General features: G+C 60.5%; 15 protein-coding genes. 5 read left to right on the top strand and 10 right to left on the bottom strand.

What is annotated here, in order from left to right; genetic code table 11:
- The first annotated feature begins 45 nt into the window (after nucleotides 1-45).
- Entirely contained in the window at nucleotides 46-1413 is a 1368-nt protein-coding gene (locus tag DVJ77_RS18245; protein WP_114846951.1) for a porin, read from the top strand.
- Nucleotides 1414-1544: 131 nt separating this feature from the next.
- On the opposite strand, the gene DVJ77_RS18240 is transcribed toward DVJ77_RS18245, so the two are convergent.
- Both DVJ77_RS18240 and DVJ77_RS21505 read right to left on the bottom strand, forming a co-directional pair.
- The gene (locus DVJ77_RS18240) at nucleotides 1545-3158 is read right to left on the bottom strand and encodes an eCIS core domain-containing protein (protein WP_225428078.1); all 1614 of its coding nucleotides are present in this window, start codon (nucleotides 3156-3158) and stop codon (nucleotides 1545-1547) included.
- A 371-nt stretch (nucleotides 3159-3529) separates the two neighbouring features.
- Nucleotides 3530-3748, bottom strand: a complete 219-nt coding sequence (locus DVJ77_RS21505) for a GDCCVxC domain-containing (seleno)protein (protein WP_114846950.1) — start codon at nucleotides 3746-3748, stop codon at nucleotides 3530-3532.
- A gap of 206 nt (nucleotides 3749-3954) precedes the next feature.
- Here DVJ77_RS21505 and DVJ77_RS18230 point away from each other — a divergent pair, with 206 nt between their 5' ends.
- Complete coding sequence (locus tag DVJ77_RS18230; RefSeq protein ID WP_114846949.1) at nucleotides 3955-5184, top strand: nucleoside recognition domain-containing protein; 1230 nt, start codon at nucleotides 3955-3957, stop codon at nucleotides 5182-5184.
- Between the two features lie 87 nt (nucleotides 5185-5271).
- On the opposite strand, the gene DVJ77_RS18225 is transcribed toward DVJ77_RS18230, so the two are convergent.
- On the bottom strand, nucleotides 5272-6285 hold the full coding sequence (locus DVJ77_RS18225) for a hypothetical protein (RefSeq protein ID WP_114846948.1): 1014 nt from the start codon (nucleotides 6283-6285) through the stop codon (nucleotides 5272-5274).
- Nucleotides 6286-6479: 194 nt separating this feature from the next.
- Nucleotides 6480-7508: a hypothetical protein gene (locus tag DVJ77_RS21500; protein WP_225428077.1), complete on the bottom strand. Its 1029-nt coding sequence runs from the start codon at nucleotides 7506-7508 to the stop codon at nucleotides 6480-6482.
- A 281-nt stretch (nucleotides 7509-7789) separates the two neighbouring features.
- On the opposite strand from DVJ77_RS21500, the gene DVJ77_RS18215 reads away from it, so the two are divergent.
- Nucleotides 7790-8578: an NRDE family protein gene (locus tag DVJ77_RS18215; protein WP_114846947.1), complete on the top strand. Its 789-nt coding sequence runs from the start codon at nucleotides 7790-7792 to the stop codon at nucleotides 8576-8578.
- Here DVJ77_RS18215 and DVJ77_RS18210 read toward each other — a convergent pair.
- Nucleotides 8548-8982 carry a YchJ family protein gene (locus DVJ77_RS18210; RefSeq protein WP_225428076.1) on the bottom strand — a complete coding sequence of 145 codons (435 nt, stop codon included), beginning with the start codon at nucleotides 8980-8982 and terminating at the stop codon, nucleotides 8548-8550. The two genes, DVJ77_RS18215 and DVJ77_RS18210, sit on opposite strands and share 31 nt — an antisense overlap.
- A gap of 141 nt (nucleotides 8983-9123) precedes the next feature.
- Between DVJ77_RS18210 and DVJ77_RS18205 the strand changes: the two genes are divergently transcribed.
- On the top strand, nucleotides 9124-11031 hold the full coding sequence (locus tag DVJ77_RS18205) for a CocE/NonD family hydrolase (RefSeq protein ID WP_114846946.1): 1908 nt from the start codon (nucleotides 9124-9126) through the stop codon (nucleotides 11029-11031).
- A gap of 36 nt (nucleotides 11032-11067) precedes the next feature.
- Here DVJ77_RS18205 and DVJ77_RS18200 read toward each other — a convergent pair whose 3' ends face one another.
- The 5 genes from DVJ77_RS18200 to dinG all read right to left on the bottom strand — a co-directional run bounded on the left by DVJ77_RS18200 (nucleotide 11068) and on the right by dinG (nucleotide 15316).
- A complete protein-coding gene (locus DVJ77_RS18200; RefSeq protein ID WP_114846976.1) occupies nucleotides 11068-11667 on the bottom strand; it encodes a DUF938 domain-containing protein in 600 nt (199 codons plus the stop codon).
- A gap of 6 nt (nucleotides 11668-11673) precedes the next feature.
- Nucleotides 11674-11871, bottom strand: coding sequence for a hypothetical protein (locus DVJ77_RS18195; RefSeq protein WP_114846945.1), 198 nt, complete (start codon nucleotides 11869-11871; stop codon nucleotides 11674-11676).
- Nucleotides 11872-11907: 36 nt separating this feature from the next.
- Nucleotides 11908-12486, bottom strand: coding sequence for an NnrU family protein (locus tag DVJ77_RS18190; protein ID WP_114846944.1), 579 nt, complete (start codon nucleotides 12484-12486; stop codon nucleotides 11908-11910).
- Nucleotides 12487-12650: 164 nt separating this feature from the next.
- Nucleotides 12651-13214 carry a HutD/Ves family protein gene (locus DVJ77_RS18185; RefSeq protein WP_114846943.1) on the bottom strand — a complete coding sequence of 188 codons (564 nt, stop codon included), beginning with the start codon at nucleotides 13212-13214 and terminating at the stop codon, nucleotides 12651-12653.
- Complete coding sequence (dinG, locus tag DVJ77_RS18180; protein WP_114846942.1) at nucleotides 13211-15316, bottom strand: ATP-dependent DNA helicase DinG; 2106 nt, start codon at nucleotides 15314-15316, stop codon at nucleotides 13211-13213. The genes DVJ77_RS18185 and dinG overlap by 4 nt, the downstream gene beginning before the upstream one ends.
- 201 nt (nucleotides 15317-15517) lie before the next feature.
- Here dinG and DVJ77_RS18175 point away from each other — a divergent pair, with 201 nt between their 5' ends.
- The gene (locus tag DVJ77_RS18175) at nucleotides 15518-16339 is read left to right on the top strand and encodes an alpha/beta fold hydrolase (RefSeq protein WP_114846941.1); all 822 of its coding nucleotides are present in this window, start codon (nucleotides 15518-15520) and stop codon (nucleotides 16337-16339) included.
- Nucleotides 16340-16578 lie beyond the last annotated feature (239 nt).

The raw sequence follows: 16578 nt of genomic DNA, 5'->3' as shown, positions 1-16578 counted from the left end.
TGATGAGAATGTATATCATTCGCTCGAATTTTCGGGGAACTTCAAATGAAGCAGATCGCCTTAGCGTTGGCTGTCGCCAGCGCTGTTTTCGTACATCCCGTTCACGCCAGTGAAGCCGAGCTCAAAGCCATGATTGCGCAGCTTCAACAGAAGCTGGATGCACAGGCGGCTCAGTTGCAGACACAGGCAGCCCAGATCAATGATCTGCGCGCACAGACGCAAACGCTGGCCGGTCAGCAGGCGAAGACAGCTACAGCCATAGCGGCGACACCGGTGCCATCCACGTCATCCCCAGCGATGGCCCCAGCCGCAACGACCACACCGCCGCCCGTAGCTTCAGATACCAGCTTCGGTGGTTATGGCGAGATCGCCTACAACCACTACACCAAAGACAGCAGCCGTTCTCAGGCTGACCTGAAACGCTTCGTACTGTTGTTCGGCCATCGCTTCAGCGATCAATTGAGTTTCAACAGCGAAGTGGAATGGGAGCACGCCGTTACCAGCTCGACCGATCAGGGCGAGAGCGAGATCGAGCAGGCGTACCTGAACTACCAGTTCAAGTCGGGAGTGAACCTCAAGGCCGGTTTGTTCCTGATGCCGTTTGGACTGCTGAATCAATCGCACGAGCCGCCGGCGTTCTACGGCGTCGAACGCAATGAGGTGGAGACACGCATCATCCCTTCGACCTGGCGCGAAGGTGGCGTGGGTCTTGATGGCACCACCGATGCCGGTTTGAAGTGGGACGTCGGCGTGACCACCGGTTTCGATACCGCCAAATTCGACGATGCCAGCTCACCACTGCATGCCAGCCATCAGGAGCTGCAATTGGCCAAGGCACACGACCTGGCTGGCTACGCGGCGCTCAATTATCAGGGCGTACCGGGCTGGACCATTGGCGGCGCGGTGTTCTCCGGCAATTCGATGCACGCCAATGCCGATTTCAAAGTAGATAAAACCAAGCCCGATTTCACCGGTATCAAAGCCCGCGTCACCCTATGGGACGTCCATACGCGTTGGCAGCAGGACGGCTGGGATCTATCGGCGGTATACGCCAAAGGCCACATCGGCGACGCGGACAAGATCGACAGCACCTTGCAAGCCTTCAACACCGCCAACGGAACCGCGCGCCCGTACATGCCGAGCGCCTTCTATGGCTGGCTGGTGCAAGGCGCCTACACCGTGTGGGAACACGGTGACATGAAGCTCACCCCGTTCGTTCGCTACGAGAGATTCAATACCCAGTCGAAAATGCCGGCCGGTTTCCTTGCCGATCCGGCGAATGCGGATAAGGTCACCACGGTTGGCGTGTCGTTCAATCCGCATCCGCAAGTGGTGTGCAAGGCCGACTACCAGAAGTTTCAGGACAACCCCAAGAACGACCGCTTCAATCTTGGTATCGGATATATGTTCTAAGAGACTCAAAGCATGTGTTGGACCGTTGCGGCAGGGGCCTTCGTTTGGTGTGTCGCCGGTCTGCATGGCTTGTCGCCAGACCTGCCAGGACACCCCTGATGGCCTCGATCCGCTGGGTGGATCAAGGCTGGCTATTTATCATCCGGATTCGGCACTTCGAATGTGCACTTGGCTTTATCCGGCTTTCCGTTAACTAGCACCAGGGTCTGCTTTGCTGTCGCCTTGACCTGGGGTTTGCCACATGCGGAGCATCCTGTGCCGCTGTTGACGATGACCCGAAACTCCAGCTTGCGCGTTGCGGTTCGCCCTGGCGTTTCGGCCAGCGAAGGGGGGTCAAGCAATTGGACTGTTTCCGGGCCGGGACACTTGTCGGTGACCTGCTGATTCCACTTTTCGATCGATCCGGCCTTTGGGTTGGTAACTTGCGTCCATGTGTTTGGCTTGGGTACCTCCGAGTACGTGATGTCGGTTTTCTCCCACCATTCCAGGGTGCACATGCTTGCCGCACCCGTGCCTTTGTAGCTGAGTTTGATTGACGGCCGGAAGAAATGGCCCGCCATTTTGGGATCGCCCCACTCGGTGAACCAGACATCGGACAGATCGATGCTTTCCGCGCAACAACAGCATGAGTTCTTTGTCGCTGTCGCCGATCCGCCTGGGGCCGCCGGGGCATTGGTGCTGGCGGCTGGCGCTGCGCTGCGCTTGGTGATCTCCTGCGTCGCCAAGATGGCCAGTTGCGATTTGTCGCCAACTTGCACATTGGCGACGGCGCCGTCACGCAATGCCTGCACTTCTTGATCCGATCGTGCTTTGAAGCGATCCAGAATGTCATCGCGGTTGAAGGCGTTGAGAAAGTACGCGGCTTGCGACCAATTTTGTTTCTTTAATTCGCTCTCGTAATTCATATCGAGATAGGTCGGTCGCGTGGCGATGGCGATAGCCGATTCGGAACCGACCTTGGGATTTTCAGTGGCACCTACGTAGATGGACGCGATCACACCGCGTTTCATTTTGTCGAGGGCATCTTTGATGGCCTTGGGGCTGTAGCCGTTCAAGATTTCGGCGACTTTCTTCCAGTCGTTATCGGCGATTGCCGCATCCACATCGGGCGTGCGGTGCAGCCGCAGCGGACCTGTACCGGCACGTTGTTGCACGACGTGAGCCAATTCATGAGCAATCAACTTTCGACCCGCTCCCGTCGCAGGCTGGTAATGCCCGGTGCCGAACGTGATGTGCGGACCAACCGCATAAGCAAGCGCCCCCACCGAGCTCGCGGAAGCCGCCGCCTGCTGATCGGTATGCACGCGAACCTGCGAAAAATCCTGGGCAAAGCGTGGCTCAAAGAACGCGCGCGCGGCGGGATCAAGCGACTGTCCTGGAGAGCGCAGTACTTCATGCACGATGTCCGGCGCTGCGGCGACGGCATGGGCGTCGGCCATATGCTTGGGGCGCAACTTTTCTTCATCATCCTTTTCACACGCTGCACATTTTCGACTCAGTTGCGCCGCGACGGGGCTGACGGCAAGTTGTGGATGGGGCATACGCATCACTTGCTCGGCGACGCTGTCGGCTTCGCGCTCCAATGGATCATCCACCGCTCCCACTGCAAGCTTGGGCTGCAACAGGCGTAGTTGCGATGGCAGGTTATTTGAGATCCCCTGCTGGTGCTGGTGCGAACGATCCGATGGAAATGCGGGAATCTTGCTGAGGTCTTCGGTTGCGCTGAATGCGTCAGATTGCGACAAGGCAGGTGCCGTACGTCGCGGCGCCAAGTTACGCGTATGAGCGGGGGAGGGCGCTGCCATTGCCTGAGACTTTGCGATCATCGGAGCAAACATGACGTAACCTCTGTGGGTGACGTAACGAGCAAAGCGATTGTTCTGCTGGCGACACGGAGTCGTTTACGGTGGGCGCCGAGAACCTTGCCTTTACTCGGTATCCGACGCCAGCAGATAGTGACGCATGGCACTTTGAGGTTAGATGCTGCTGCCATCTCGCTACTGTCGGCGTCTGTTGTCAAGTTCCATATCATTGGGCGTGGTGTGGATGCCCATGTCGACGGCGCCTGCGCGAAACAAAGCTGTCAGAGTCATTGCACCGCAGGCATATGGTCCGATCAGTGGCTGCCGCAGCACGATTTTTGTTCCTGGATCGGTGGGCATGGCACCGTGCCGTACGAGCAGAATACGCAGCAATCCCCTGGCTTGGGTCGCAACAACGTCCCACAGCCGGGGCAGTCATAGAAGAACTGGCATGCGTTAGTGGGCATCGTCTCGGTGACCTGATGCCCGCAGTGCGGGCAGGTCAGTGTGCTTTGCAATCGCAACTCAGCCATGGCTCGCTCCTGCCGATGCCGGGAAACCGGCGTCGGTAGTCGCCATATTAGGCTTTCCGGATGGCGATGTTGTATGTCAGGCGAATCATGCACATCCGACGGTGGCATGTGCTGGCCGATGCGTTCGGTTGTGCGCACAATGGCGCCATGCCACTGATCCATCGCACATCCTTCAGCCCTCCGTTTGCCACCACGGGTTTGCGCCTATGCTGAGTCGGCTCTGGTTCGGTTTCTTCATGGTGGCGGCCGTCGCTGCACTGGCGCGCTGGCTGGTGGGCGGCGATGAAAGCGTATTTGCCGCAATCGTGGCCGCATTGTTCGATATGGCCGAGCTGTCGGTAAAAGTCATGGTGCTGTTGTTCGGCACGCTCACCTTATGGCTGGGTTTCTTGAATATCGCCGAGCAGGCTGGACTGGTGGATCGGCTGGCGCGCCTCTTCGGGCCGTTATTTGCGCGATTGATGCCGGAGGTGCCGCGTGGGCATCCGGCGATCGGGCTGATTACGCTCAACTTCACCGCCAATGCCTTGGGCCTGGATAACGCGGCCACGCCGATGGGCTTGCGTGCGATGCGTGAATTGCAAAGTCTTAATCCTTCGAGCGATACGGCAAGCAATGCACAGATTCTGTTCCTGGTGCTCAATGCCTCGTCGTTGACGCTGCTGCCGGTGACGGTATTCATGTATCGCGCGCAAGCGGGCGCGCATGATCCGACCTTGGTGTTCCTGCCGATCTTGCTGGCGCATTTTGTGGCGAATATCACCGCGCTGTTGTCGGTAGCTTTTATGCAACGGTTGCGGCTGTGGGACCCGGTCGTGCTTGCCTGGCTGGGCGGCGGCGGGTTGTTGCTGGCGGCTTTTCTCGCGCTGCTCGCTTCGCTGTCTGCCGTGGCACTGGCCTCGCTTTCCTCCTTGCTCGGCAATCTGGTGCTGTTCGGTGTCATTCTGGTTTTCTTATGCGCGGGGGCGATCAAGCGCGTGCCGCTGTTCGATAGTTTTATCGATGGGGCAAAGCAGGGTTTCGATGTGGCGAAGGGGTTGTTGCCCTATCTGATTGCGATGCTATGCGCGGTAGGTGTATTGCGTGCATCGGGTGCGCTGGATTTCGCGCTGGACGGTGTGCGCTGGCTGGCACAGCACGCGGGCCTGGATACGCGTTTTGTCGATGCGCTGCCGACCGCGCTGGTTAAACCATTTTCCGGTAGCGCCGCACGCGCGATGCTGATCGAGACGATGAACCATTCCGGGGTAGACAGTTTTCCGGCGCTATTGGCCGCAACGGTGCAGGGCAGTACGGAGACGACGTTTTATGTGGTGGCGGTGTACTTCGGCGCGGTGGGTATTCGCCGCGTGCGGCATACCATCGGCTGTGCGTTGCTGGCCGATCTGGCGGGTGTGCTGGCCTCGATCGGGGTGTGTTATTGGTTTTTTGGTTGATTTAGACGCACCCCGAGCGCCTCATGATTTGCCCCTCCCCAACCCTCCCCTGCGAGCAGGGGAGGGAGCCATTGCGCACTGCAGGTATCAATAAGACAGCGTGGCGGTACTGGCCGTCGCGGCAATGTGGTAGTTGCATTGCGGCGAGCCCGAGCCGATCACATTGGTGCCCTGCCACGGCGGCGAGGCGACCTGTACGTTATTGATGTCGTAGACCTTGATGTTGGTGTAGTTGATCGGGCTGCCGGCGTACTGGCTGCAGGTGCCGATGCCGTAGGCTTCCAGCACGCCGCCGAAGACCCAGTTCAAGGTGTTGTAGGGGTTGGTCCTGAGCGTGGTGCTTCTGCCGTTGGTGGTATCGGTGGAGACGATGGCCCAGACCGAGCAGCTCACGCCGGGAGCACATGTGGAGTAGGTGTCGCCGAGCAGCTTGTCGCCTTTGGACACTTTGATCGGGCTGCTGTGATAGGTGGTGCCGCTGACGCAGCAGTTCCAGCTAGCCATGGTCCAGGCTTTATCGTTGTAGCCATTCCAGCCCAGTACCGGCTGCAGAATCGATTGCACGTTGGGCAATTGCTCCAGGCCGGGGAAGAAGTACACGACTTGACTACCGGCGCTGGTCGGAGCCGCAGGCACCGTCCAGTTGGCGACGATCCGGCCAATCGCTTTGTTGCTGCTGTAGCTGGTGTAGAGCACCCAGCCGCTGTAACTGGGCACGGTGCTCTTGTAGCCAAATGGCGCGGTAACGGCACCGTTCGGCTCTACCCGCATGCCGCCGGAGGTGTAGTGCGGCTGGGTGCAGGTCGCCGGCTTGCGGATGGCGCCGTCGGCGCGCTCGATGCGGCCGTCGGTATGCACTTTTTCGTCGGCCTGCACCAGTTGCACGCAAGCGGCCGAGAAATAGCCGTTGGGCGTGATGACGAAATCGCCGGGTACGCCCGGCGGGCGCAAGTTGGCGTCGAGGGTCCCGACCGTAGTGATGACCGCCTCGGGCTGGATGCTTTCTGCTGCGTGCACCGGGTTACTGGCGAATCCGAGCGTAGATAGGGCCACGAGCATGGATGCGCCGATCCAGGCCAGATGACGGCGGTTGTTTCGCATGAGTCTGTTCATAGGTTGCACTCTCTAAGATGGCGTAGGTGAGTGAAGGCATCCTGCTGCGAAAGCTGCTCGCCCTGAGGCACCAACGGCAACGACGGACGCAAGGGCGATTCCTTGGGATGCGATGGTCCGTGTCGTAACGCCGCCACCCTGAAGGTTTTCAGGGTGGCATGGCTTGAATCAACGCGTCGGTATCAGTAAACCAACGTGCTTGTACTCGATGTCGCCGAGACACCGTAGTTGCATTGCGGCGATTGCGATCCGACCGGGTAGGAGTTGTTCCAGGGCGGCGAAGCCACCGGGTTTCCGTCGAGGGTATAGACGCCTATATCGGTAAAACTGATCGAGCCGCTGGCCGGATATTGGTCACAGGTATCGACGCCGTACGCCTCCAGCACGCCGCCGAATACCCAGGTCAGCGCGCCGTAGGGGTCGGTGTTGAGCGTGCTGTTCTGGCCGGTGCTGACGTTGGTGGAGACGATGGCCCAATTCGAGCAGCTCACTCCGGGCGCACAGGTCGAGTAGGTGTCGCCGATGACCTGATCGCCATCGGAGGCATTGATCGGATCGCTGTGAAACGTGGTGCCATCGACGCAGCAATTCCAACTGGCCAGGGTCCAGGCCGCATCGTTATAGCCGTTCCAGCCGAGTACCGGCTGCAGGATCGATTGCACATTGGGCAATTGCTCCAGGCCGGGGAAGAAATAAATGACCTGGCTGCCCGGATTCGACGGTGTGGTCGGCACCGTCCAACTGGCGACGATCCGGCCGATAGCGCTGGAGCTGGTGTAGTCGGTGTCGATAACCCAGCCATTGATCGTGGGGTTGGTGCTGCGGTGGATTGCCGAGATGGCCCCATTAGGCTCGACTCGGGTGCCATCCAGGCGGTAATGCGCCAGCGAGCAAAGCGCGGGTTTGCGCACCATGCCGTTGGCATGCTCGATGCTGCCGTCCTTATGCAGTTTTTCATGGGCATGCACGGTCTGCACGCAGGTTGCCGAAAAATAGCCGTTGGGCGTCACCACGAAATCGCTTGGTACGCCGTGTGGACGCAGGTTTTCTTTGAGCGTGCTGACGGACGTCAGTGCTCGCTGGGCAAGGGCGGTTTCGGGTTTTATGTTGTCTGCTGCTTGTGCCATGCGACTGGTTACGCCAAGCATGGTCATGGCGATAAGCATCGATGTGCCTATCCACGAGAGCTGTTTACGGGTGAATCGTTTCATTGATCGCGCACTCCTCGATTGCTGAATGAGTAAGCGCGTTCCATCGCGTATATCAGGGTGCACACCCCTTAACACGTAGCGACACGATAAGCCCCCCGGGTGATCCCTCGATGTGCCATCCCCATGGCATGCTTGGTGATACCAAAGCCCGAGTACTGTTGCCGCTCATACGTACAATGGATGTGAATAGAAGGTGCAGATGCCTTCACTGACCATGGCGCGCCGTGTGATGCGGTGCGCTGTTTGAGCTTTGAACAGGCTCTTACGAACGGGGCAATCGCATGTGTTTGATAGCTTTTGCGTGGAATGCACACCCGCGTTGGCGCTTATTGCTGGCCGGCAATCGCGACGAGTTTCATGCCCGCCCCAGCGCGCCGCTGGCATCGTGGAGCGACGCGCCCATTTATGCCGGCCGTGACCTGGAGGCCGGCGGTACCTGGCTGGGGGTCGATGACAATGGACGCTGCAGCGTGGTGACCAATGTGCGCGATCCACGCGATCCGCAGCTTGGCCGTTCACGTGGCCTGCTGGCGCTGGATTATCTCAAGGGCGCTGCAAGCGCCGAAATCCACGCACGGCAGCTATTGGCGACCGCAGCGGCTTATCGCCCCTTCAATTTGCTTACCTTCGATGCAACCGATGCGTTCTATCTGGGTAACCGGCCCGAGCCGCGGGCGCAATGGATAACCCCTGGCGTGCACGGTCTTTCCAACGCGGACTTCAATACGCCCTGGCCGAAAACGCGCGCCTTGATGCAGCGCTTGCAAGCGTGGCTGGATGCGGCTGGCGGGGACGATCTCGCGCCGCTGTTCGAGGCGCTTGCCGACGAGCATGTCGCCGCCGACGCCGAACTGCCCGATACGGGGATCGGCCTGGAGCGCGAGCGTTGGTTGTCGTCGGCGTTTATTCGCGGCGAGTACTACGGCACGCGCGCCAGTACCGTCGTTGCGCTGGATCATGACGGGTGCGGCAGGGTGGTCGAGCGGCGCTATGGTCCGCACGGACGTTACGAGGGCGAGACGACACTGACTGTTGGCCTTCAGGCGTCGGGAAACATGCCATCCAGGTAATACCAGCGGCCGTCCTCGCGCACGAAGCGGCTGACTTCGTGCATGCGCTGCGCTTTGCCGCCGCCGTAGCGTAGCCGTGCGATGAACTCGACTACGGCGTGATCGCCGTTGCTCTCATGATGTTTTACGGTAAGCCCGAGCCAGCTCGGCGCCGGCTGTTGCGCAGCGAGCTTGAGGTGGGCCGGGCGGGTGCTGCTATGCCAGGTGGCCAGCAGGTAGTCCTCGCGCTTGAGTACGTAGGCGCTGTAGCGCGAGCGCATCAATTGCTCTGCCGTGGTCGCCGCCGCGCCCAGATGCAGCGGCTCGCAACAGCGGGCATAGCCGTCGATATGGCCGCAAGGGCAGGGAGTAAGTGTGTCGACGGCTTGCACGGTTGGATTCAGTGGCTGCGATGGCTGAGGCATCGTGAACCATCGCGGCGGAAAATCAAACCGCCATCTGCGCGAAAAGATAGTAAACAGGCTTTATAGTCGGGGCGCTGCGGGGAGACGCAGCCATCCACGAACCCATTACGGCAGGCCGCACCCTGCCGGTCCGGAGGCTTCATGCGTACTGGTTGCTATTTGATATCTGTTGCCCTGCTCGCCGCTGGTGTGGCCAGTGCGCAAACCGCGCCGCTGACGCCGGATATCCCGGCCAAATTCACCGCGCCTACCGCGAACAACGATTACATCAAGCGCGAGGTGATGATTCCGATGCGCGACGGCGTGAAACTGCATACCGTCATCATCATTCCCAAGGGCGCCAAACACGCGCCGATTCTGTTTACGCGCACGCCGTATAACGCCAGCGGCCGCACCGAGCGGCTGGCATCGCCGAGCATGTTGTCGCAATTGCCGCAGGGTGACGAAGTCTTCGTGCGGGGCGGTTACATCCGCGTGTTTCAGGATGTGCGCGGCAAGTACGGCTCACAGGGCGACTACGTCATGACGCGTCCGTTGCGCGGGCCGTTGAATGCCAGCCAGGTAGACCACTCCACCGATGCTTACGACAGTATCGACTGGCTGGTGAAAAACCTGCCCGAATCGAACGGCAAGGTCGGCATGCTCGGTTCGTCTTATGAGGGCTTCACGGTAGTGATGGCCTTGATTAACCCGCATCCGGCCTTGAAAGTCGCCGCACCGGAAAGCCCGATGGTGGACGGTTGGATGGGCGATGACTGGTTCCACTACGGCGCCTACCGGCAGACCAATTTCGACTACATCCAGGGGCAGACCGCGCAGAAGGGCAAGGGCGAAGGCGTAACGCGTGCCGGTTACGACGATTACAACAATTTCCTGCAGGCGGGTTCGGCGGGGGACTACGCGCGTGCCGCCGGTCTTGAGCAGTTGCCGTTCTGGCGCAAACTGGAGGAGCACCCGGCCTACGACACGTTCTGGCAGCAGCAGGCGCTGGATAAAATCATGGCGCAACAGCCATTGAAGGTACCCACGATGTGGCTGCAAGGCCTGTGGGACCAAGAGGATATGTGGGGCGCCATTCACAGTTATGCGGCGACCGAGTCCAAAGACGCCGGCAACGACAAGAATTACCTGGTGATGGGGCCGTGGCGGCATAGCCAGGTGAACTACGACGGTACCTCGCTGGGGCCGTTGCAGTGGCAGGGCGACACCGCCGAGCAGTTTCGCCGCGATGTGCTCAAGCCGTTCTTCGATCAATATCTGGTCGACGGCGCTGCCAAGGCCGATACGCCGCCCGTATTGATCTACAACACCGGCGAGAATCGCTGGGATCGCTACAAGTCCTGGCCGCTTAGCTGCGATGAAGGCTGCGCGGCCAAGCCCAAGCCTTTGTATCTCGGTGCCGACGGGGCGCTGTCATTCAATGCGCCTGCGGCGGCTGCGGCGAAGTTCGACGAGTATCTCTCCGACCCGGCCAAGCCCGTGCCTTATCTGCCGCGCCCGGTGCATTTCGCCGATCACGACGCCTGGACGCGCTGGCTGGTCAGCGACCAGCGCTTCGTCGATGGCCGTCCAGACGTGCTTACCTATATCAGCGCGCCGTTGACCGAGCCGCTGCATATCGGCGGTGCGCCGGTAGTGAATCTGTACGCTTCCACCAGCGGTACCGACAGCGATTGGGTGGTAAAGCTGATCGATGTCTACCCGGATACGGTGGCGTCGAATGCGACGATGGGCGGCTACGAGCTGGCGGTGTCGTTGGATATCTTCCGTGGCCGCTACCGCACCAGCTTCGAGCATCCGCAGGCGATCACCCCCGATCAGCCGCTGCTTTATAGCTTTGGCTTGCCGACGGCGAATCATGTGTTTCAGCCGGGTCACCGCATCATGGTGCAGGTGCAATCCAGCCTGTTTCCACTGTACGACCGCAATCCGCAGACCTTCGTGCCGAACATTTTCAATGCGAAGCCGGCCGATTATCGCAAGGCGACCCAACGGGTCTGGCATACGCCGGGTACGGCCAGTTTCATCAGTCTGCCCATCGTGCCGTAGTGTTCTGATGACGGTAGGAGCGCACCGGGTGTGCTCCTACCGGTCACCGCGTCGCTGCCAAACACGGCAGCGATTGTTCGCGGGCATCGCAACATCGTCGATGAGCTGAAAGCCTGCCGTTTGTGCCAGTCGATCCACTGCTTCCGCGTCGCGGATAGCCATCTGCTCGCCACGCGCCTTGAGCGATTGATCGAATGCGGCATTGCTGTCGCTGGTGTAGCGGCCTTGATAGTTGAAGGGTCCATAGATCACCAGCACGGCATCGTCACGAGTGATATCCGGTAATTTTGCAAACAGTTGCTCAACCTCGGCCCAGGCCATGATGTGCAAGGTGTTGGCGCTGAAAATGGCGTCGTAGCGTTCTGCGGGCCAGGCGCCGCCGACATCGAATGCCAACGGGGCTGGCGTATTCGGCAGCATCGCCTCTTCCAACCATAGGCGAATACCCGGCAGGTTCTCGGCGCGATCCGAGCTTTGCCAGATCCATTGCGGCATGGCGGCCGCAAAGTGCGCCGCATGCTGACCGGTGCCGCTGCCGATCTCCAATACGTGCCGGCGATCGCCGAAGTATTTGCTCAGCACCGCGAGGATCGGCTCGCGGTTGCGCTCGCATGCCGGCGAGTGGGGTTTATTCAACACAGGTCAGCCATGCCGGCCGCGCAACGCGCGCGCGGGCAACATCAGGATCGCGCGCAGCAGGGAGAGCACGGCTTCGACAGAGATGCCTATCAATCGGAATGGCAGTGCCAGCAGCCATACGATGGGATACAGCACCAGTGCCAGCAAGGCGAGCGGCCAGCAGAAGATAAGCAGCAAAAGCCAGAGCAGAAAGGTGAGCATGAGTCAGTTCTCGCAATAGGTTAAGAGCTGTGATTTTCAGCGCATCGGATTGACGCCGATCAGCCAGGCATGCAGCACGAAGGCGAATACCGCCCAGCCCAGCACGCCGGCAAATACGGTCAGCACATCGCCTTTGATCTCGCCGGCGGGATAAACCGTGCCGGCGAGGCGGTCGCGTCGACGGCAGACGACAAAGTCCACCACGGCCCATAACAGGAAGGCGCCGAACAGCAACACGTCATGCAGCATGCCGGTAGCGAGTAGATGGCCAAATGCCCAGATTTTCACGCCTGCCAACATCGGATGGCCCAGCTTGGCCTTGAAGTGATTGCGGGGCACATGAGCGGCTGCGATCAACACAAAGGCGAGCAGGGTGAACAACGCATTGAGATGGCGTAGCCACATCGGCGGCACATACAGCAGCACGGGTTGCTGCCGAGCCAGGCCAAAGCCCCAGACGATCAAAATAAAGCCGGCAATGGAGATGACCGAATACAGGCCTTTCCAGCCTTTTTCGCCCAGCCTGGCGAGCTGCCGGCTGCGCCAGTCATTGGCGAAGATACGTACCGAATGCACACCGAGAAAAAGCACCAGACCTAAGATCAGTACGAGCATGACGGGTCACCTGTACGGCGATGGGGTGGGCCAAGTATAGGCGCCGGAACTCGGCTCGAATGTAGGTAAAGAGGCAGGGCTGGGAGATATGCCGCAGGCGCGGACCCCTCTCCAGCCCTCCCCTGCAAGCAGGGGAGGGAGTCGCTTTTGTAGGAGGGGGGGCTTTAAGCCGTGGCGCCTTCGATCCACACGGCCAACGCCGCCGCGCCGTCAGGCAAGACGATCGTGGCCGCCGGCGGAAACAACCAGGCGTCGCCGGTATGCAAAGCGCCATCGTGTGTGTCGAAACTACCGCGCGCGCAGTAGATAAGCACGATGCCTTTTTCCACCCGATAGTCGCCCGGTGTCGCCCAGGCTGTGATTTCGCCGCGCCCATGGTCACGCCGTGTCATCAGATTGAAATCGCGGGTCGGGCCGTTGGCCAGGGTTACCGTAACCTGGGCTTCGCCGGGGAAAGCGAACGGTTTGAACGGTGTGCATAGCGCATGCTGGTGGCGATCATCGAGGGTCATGGTGAAGCCGGCGCCATCGAGCAGTGCGATATGCCGGTCTATGCCGGGAAAAGCAGAGAACGGTGCGGCGCTGTTGACCTCGGCCACGCTGACGCGCCATAGAAAATGTTCGCCGTCGGCAGCAGATGGGTGCCGCGCGATCTCACGGGTCAGGCCCTGGCCGTTTTTCCATGGCACGGGTGTGCATGCATCGGCCCGGATGATACGTGCGCTCATGCCACTCGCTCGATCACGCGGGTAAAAGGCGGCAGCGCTTTCAGCATGCCTTCGCCGTAGCGCTTCAACACCACGCGACGGTCGAGCAGGACGATGCGGCCATGGTCGGTTTCGGTACGAATCAGGCGGCCGCAGTACTGGGTGAGCAGGCGGGTCGCTTCGGGTACGGTCACTTCGATAAAGGGGTTGCGGCCGCGTGATTCAAGCCATTCGGCGTAGGTGGCGCCGACCGGGTCGGTAGGCACGGCGAACGGTAGCTGGGTAATGACCACCGTTTCGCATAGCTTGCCGGGCAGGTCCAGACCTTCGCCGAACGAGGCCAGGCCAAACAGCGTGCTGCCCTTGCCGGCTTCGATGGCGGCAATGTGTTCGGTGACCAACTGCGCCTTGCCCAATGAGCCTTGCGCACGCACTCGGCGCACATGTTGGATCGGCAGCTTTTGCAGTACGCGGTCGAGCTTGGCGCGCGAGGTAAACAACACAAGATTGCCGGCGTCCCAGTCCAGATGCTCGGCCAGCCAGTCGGTGATCTCCTGCGCATGTTCTTCGCGTGCTTCGGGCAGCGCGCGCAATGCCGGGACTTCCAGACGCGCTTGCGCGGCGAGGTCGAACGGCGAGGGCAGGCTGAGCGTTACCGCATCGTTGGGCAGGCCGACCGAGTCGGCAAAGCCGCGAAAATTACCGCCGGCGCTAAGCGTTGCCGAGGTCATCACCACGGCGCTGGCGTTGTCCCAAAGCACGTGACGCAACAGGGCGCCGGCAGAGACCGACGAGGCATGGCAAACCAGTTGCTGATCGCCGGCAAGCGTCACCCAGCGGGCCAGCGGCGGGGCATTCTCGGGGTCGTCGCTGGACCAGGCCTGCCAGGTGCGGGCCTGTTTATCCACGCGCTCCAGCGCCATGCCCAGCTCGCGCGTCAGCGCTTCCTGGGTCGGGCCACCTTCGCTCATTTCCATCACGGCACGGCGCACGGCGCCAAGCCAGCGTTGTATCTCGGTGGTGTAAGCGGACAACAGGCGCGCATGATCCACCCATGCCTCCGGCAACTGGCCGAGCGAGGCGCGGAACATGGGTTCGCTGTCGTTCGCGTCCGGCAGCCAGCCCAACCGGATGTCCTTCTCCAACTCCTCCAGTGCGTCGCTGAGCTGCTGCAGTTTCTGGTCGCCGACATCAAGGCTGAGCTTGCCCAGGGTTTCCTTGTCGGTGAGCGAATAGGCGGCGTGTACTTGGCGGCCGAGTCGGCTGAGCTGGCGCACCGTGGCGCCAAGAAAAACCTCGGTGGCGCCGCGATCGATCGCCTTGCCCGGTACGTGGTGGCCTTCGTCGAAGATGTAGAGCGTTTCTTCCGGCTTGGGCAGAATCACGCCGCCCTGGCTATCCGGGCCGCTCGACATGGTGAGGTCGGCCAACACCAGATCCTGGTTGGCGACGATGATTTCGGCGTCGCCGATCGCCCGGCGTGCGGCAAATAACGGGCAGATCATGAAATGCGCGCAACGGCGCCCGGTGCATCCGCCAGCAGTGGTGGTGACCATGGGGCGCAACAAGTCGCTGATGGGCTCGGGCGCAGTGTCTATGTCGCCATTCCAGGTCTGGGCGTCGAAAGCGATAGCCAGCTTGGACAGGGCCTGCTTGTCGCGTTCGGCCGGTGGTTTGGCCCACAAGGCCAGATCCGCATCGAATCCGGCCAGGCCCATCTGCGCGGAATCTTGCAGGCTGTTGGTCGCCATGCGCAGGTTGCGCAGGCAGAGATAACGGCCCATACCTTTGGCCAGCGCTACTTTCATGTCATAGCCGCTGAGCTTCAGATACAGCGGGATATCCCGTTGCACCAATTGCTCTTGCAGCGCCACGGTGGCGGTGGCGATCAGTAGTTTTTTCTTCTGCGCGCGCGCCACTTCAACGCCGGCGATCAAATACGCCATCGACTTACCGGTGCCCGTCGGCGCTTCAATCACTGCCGCGCCGCCAGTGATCGCCAGCGCCTTGGCCACCTCGGCGATCATTTTCCCCTGTGATGAACGCGCGCGAAAACCCGGCAAGCCGTCTTTCAGGCGCGCATAAGTGGCACGGATGGTGGCTTTGGTATCGTCGGTGAGCATGTGGCCGGGTTGTAGCGAGGAAGGCACACGCGCGGCAGTCCTTGGAGGGGATCCTGGCTGCGTGTAGAAAGGCCATTGTACGGAGTGATGCGCTGACGTGCTTTCATGAGCTGGCGTGGGCCATGCCGGGGGTAGCCACCTCGCTAACTTTGCCGAAGTACCGGGAAGAATCATCCGACGTCATCCAGGGGAATACGAACGATGCCTTACGTAACGATTCAAGGACAGCCGCTGCATTACATCGACGAAGGCGCTGGCGAGACGGTGTTGCTCGGTCACGGCTATCTATGGGATGCGACGATGTGGAGATCGCAGATCAGTGCGTTATCCAGACATTATCGGGTGATCGCCCCCGATCTTTGGGGACACGGCCTTTCAGGTGCGCTGCCCGCTGGCACCGCCGACATAGCGGATCTGGCGCAGCAGATGCTCGCGTTGCTCGATGCTTTGGCGATTGAGCAATGTTCTGTCGTCGGGCTCTCGGTGGGCGGGATGTGGGGTGTGGAACTCGCACTGGCACAGCCGGCGAGAATCAAGCGGATGGTGTTGATGGATACCTATCTGGGGGCCGAGCCGGAGATATCGCGTGCACGCTATTTCGGCATGCTTGCCGGGCTGGAACAAACAGGTGTGATGTCGCCGCCGCTGCTGGATGCCATCGTGCCGCTATTTTTTGCGTCGGATGGTGACCCCGATTCGATATTGCGCAAAGATTTTCGCGAGGCGCTTGCTGCGATGCCGGCGAAAACCCTGCGCGAAAGCGTCGTGCCGTTGGGGCGCATCATTTTCGGTCGGCGCGATCGGCAGGCGGAGCTTGGCAAACTAGATCGCGATAACATCTTGGTGATGTGCGGAGCGAAAGATATTCCCAGGCCGCCAGCGGAGGCGCGGGAAACGGCGGCTGCGATCGGTTGCGATTATGTTTTGGTACCGCAGGCCGGGCACAGCGCCAATATAGAGAATCCATCCTTTGTCTGCGGTATTTTGCAGTCGTTTCTTAATGATGGCATCTATATCAAATAAATCGGTGTCAATTATCACCCAACAATTCTCAACTACAGCGCGCCGCTGCCCAATGGCTGCAGTTTGCTCTATGAGAATGTGGACCCCGCCGTGCCCGAAGTGGTGCGGTGTTTGATCGACCCACCGCGTGCGGTCGCTGTCGTTGTATCTACATAGCAACTACTCAGCCTTAATCTCAATTCTTCGGCAGTGGCCGAAGGCAGGCAGCGACGGTCGTGATCTTCATCACGATATGGCTA

Source organism: Dyella tabacisoli (assembly GCF_003350925.1).
In the GTDB taxonomy this organism is placed as follows: Bacteria; Pseudomonadota; Gammaproteobacteria; order Xanthomonadales; family Rhodanobacteraceae; genus Dyella_C; species Dyella_C tabacisoli.
This window is presented reverse-complemented; position numbering and strand designations above follow the sequence as displayed.

Coding starts and splice junctions, on each gene's coding strand:
- DVJ77_RS18185 (WP_114846943.1), bottom strand. CDS start 13,214: ATGAGCGCACGTATCATCCGGGCCGATGCATGCACACCCGTGCCATGG.
- DVJ77_RS18210 (WP_225428076.1), bottom strand. CDS start 8,982: ATGCCTCAGCCATCGCAGCCACTGAATCCAACCGTGCAAGCCGTCGAC.
- DVJ77_RS18175 (WP_114846941.1), top strand. CDS start 15,518: ATGCCTTACGTAACGATTCAAGGACAGCCGCTGCATTACATCGACGAA.
- DVJ77_RS18190 (WP_114846944.1), bottom strand. CDS start 12,486: ATGCTCGTACTGATCTTAGGTCTGGTGCTTTTTCTCGGTGTGCATTCG.
- DVJ77_RS18225 (WP_114846948.1), bottom strand. CDS start 6,285: ATGCGAAACAACCGCCGTCATCTGGCCTGGATCGGCGCATCCATGCTC.
- DVJ77_RS18245 (WP_114846951.1), top strand. CDS start 46: ATGAAGCAGATCGCCTTAGCGTTGGCTGTCGCCAGCGCTGTTTTCGTA.
- DVJ77_RS18205 (WP_114846946.1), top strand. CDS start 9,124: ATGCGTACTGGTTGCTATTTGATATCTGTTGCCCTGCTCGCCGCTGGT.
- DVJ77_RS21505 (WP_114846950.1), bottom strand. CDS start 3,748: ATGGCTGAGTTGCGATTGCAAAGCACACTGACCTGCCCGCACTGCGGG.
- DVJ77_RS18195 (WP_114846945.1), bottom strand. CDS start 11,871: ATGCTCACCTTTCTGCTCTGGCTTTTGCTGCTTATCTTCTGCTGGCCG.
- dinG (WP_114846942.1), bottom strand. CDS start 15,316: ATGCTCACCGACGATACCAAAGCCACCATCCGTGCCACTTATGCGCGC.
- DVJ77_RS21500 (WP_225428077.1), bottom strand. CDS start 7,508: ATGAAACGATTCACCCGTAAACAGCTCTCGTGGATAGGCACATCGATG.
- DVJ77_RS18230 (WP_114846949.1), top strand. CDS start 3,955: ATGCTGAGTCGGCTCTGGTTCGGTTTCTTCATGGTGGCGGCCGTCGCT.
- DVJ77_RS18215 (WP_114846947.1), top strand. CDS start 7,790: ATGTGTTTGATAGCTTTTGCGTGGAATGCACACCCGCGTTGGCGCTTA.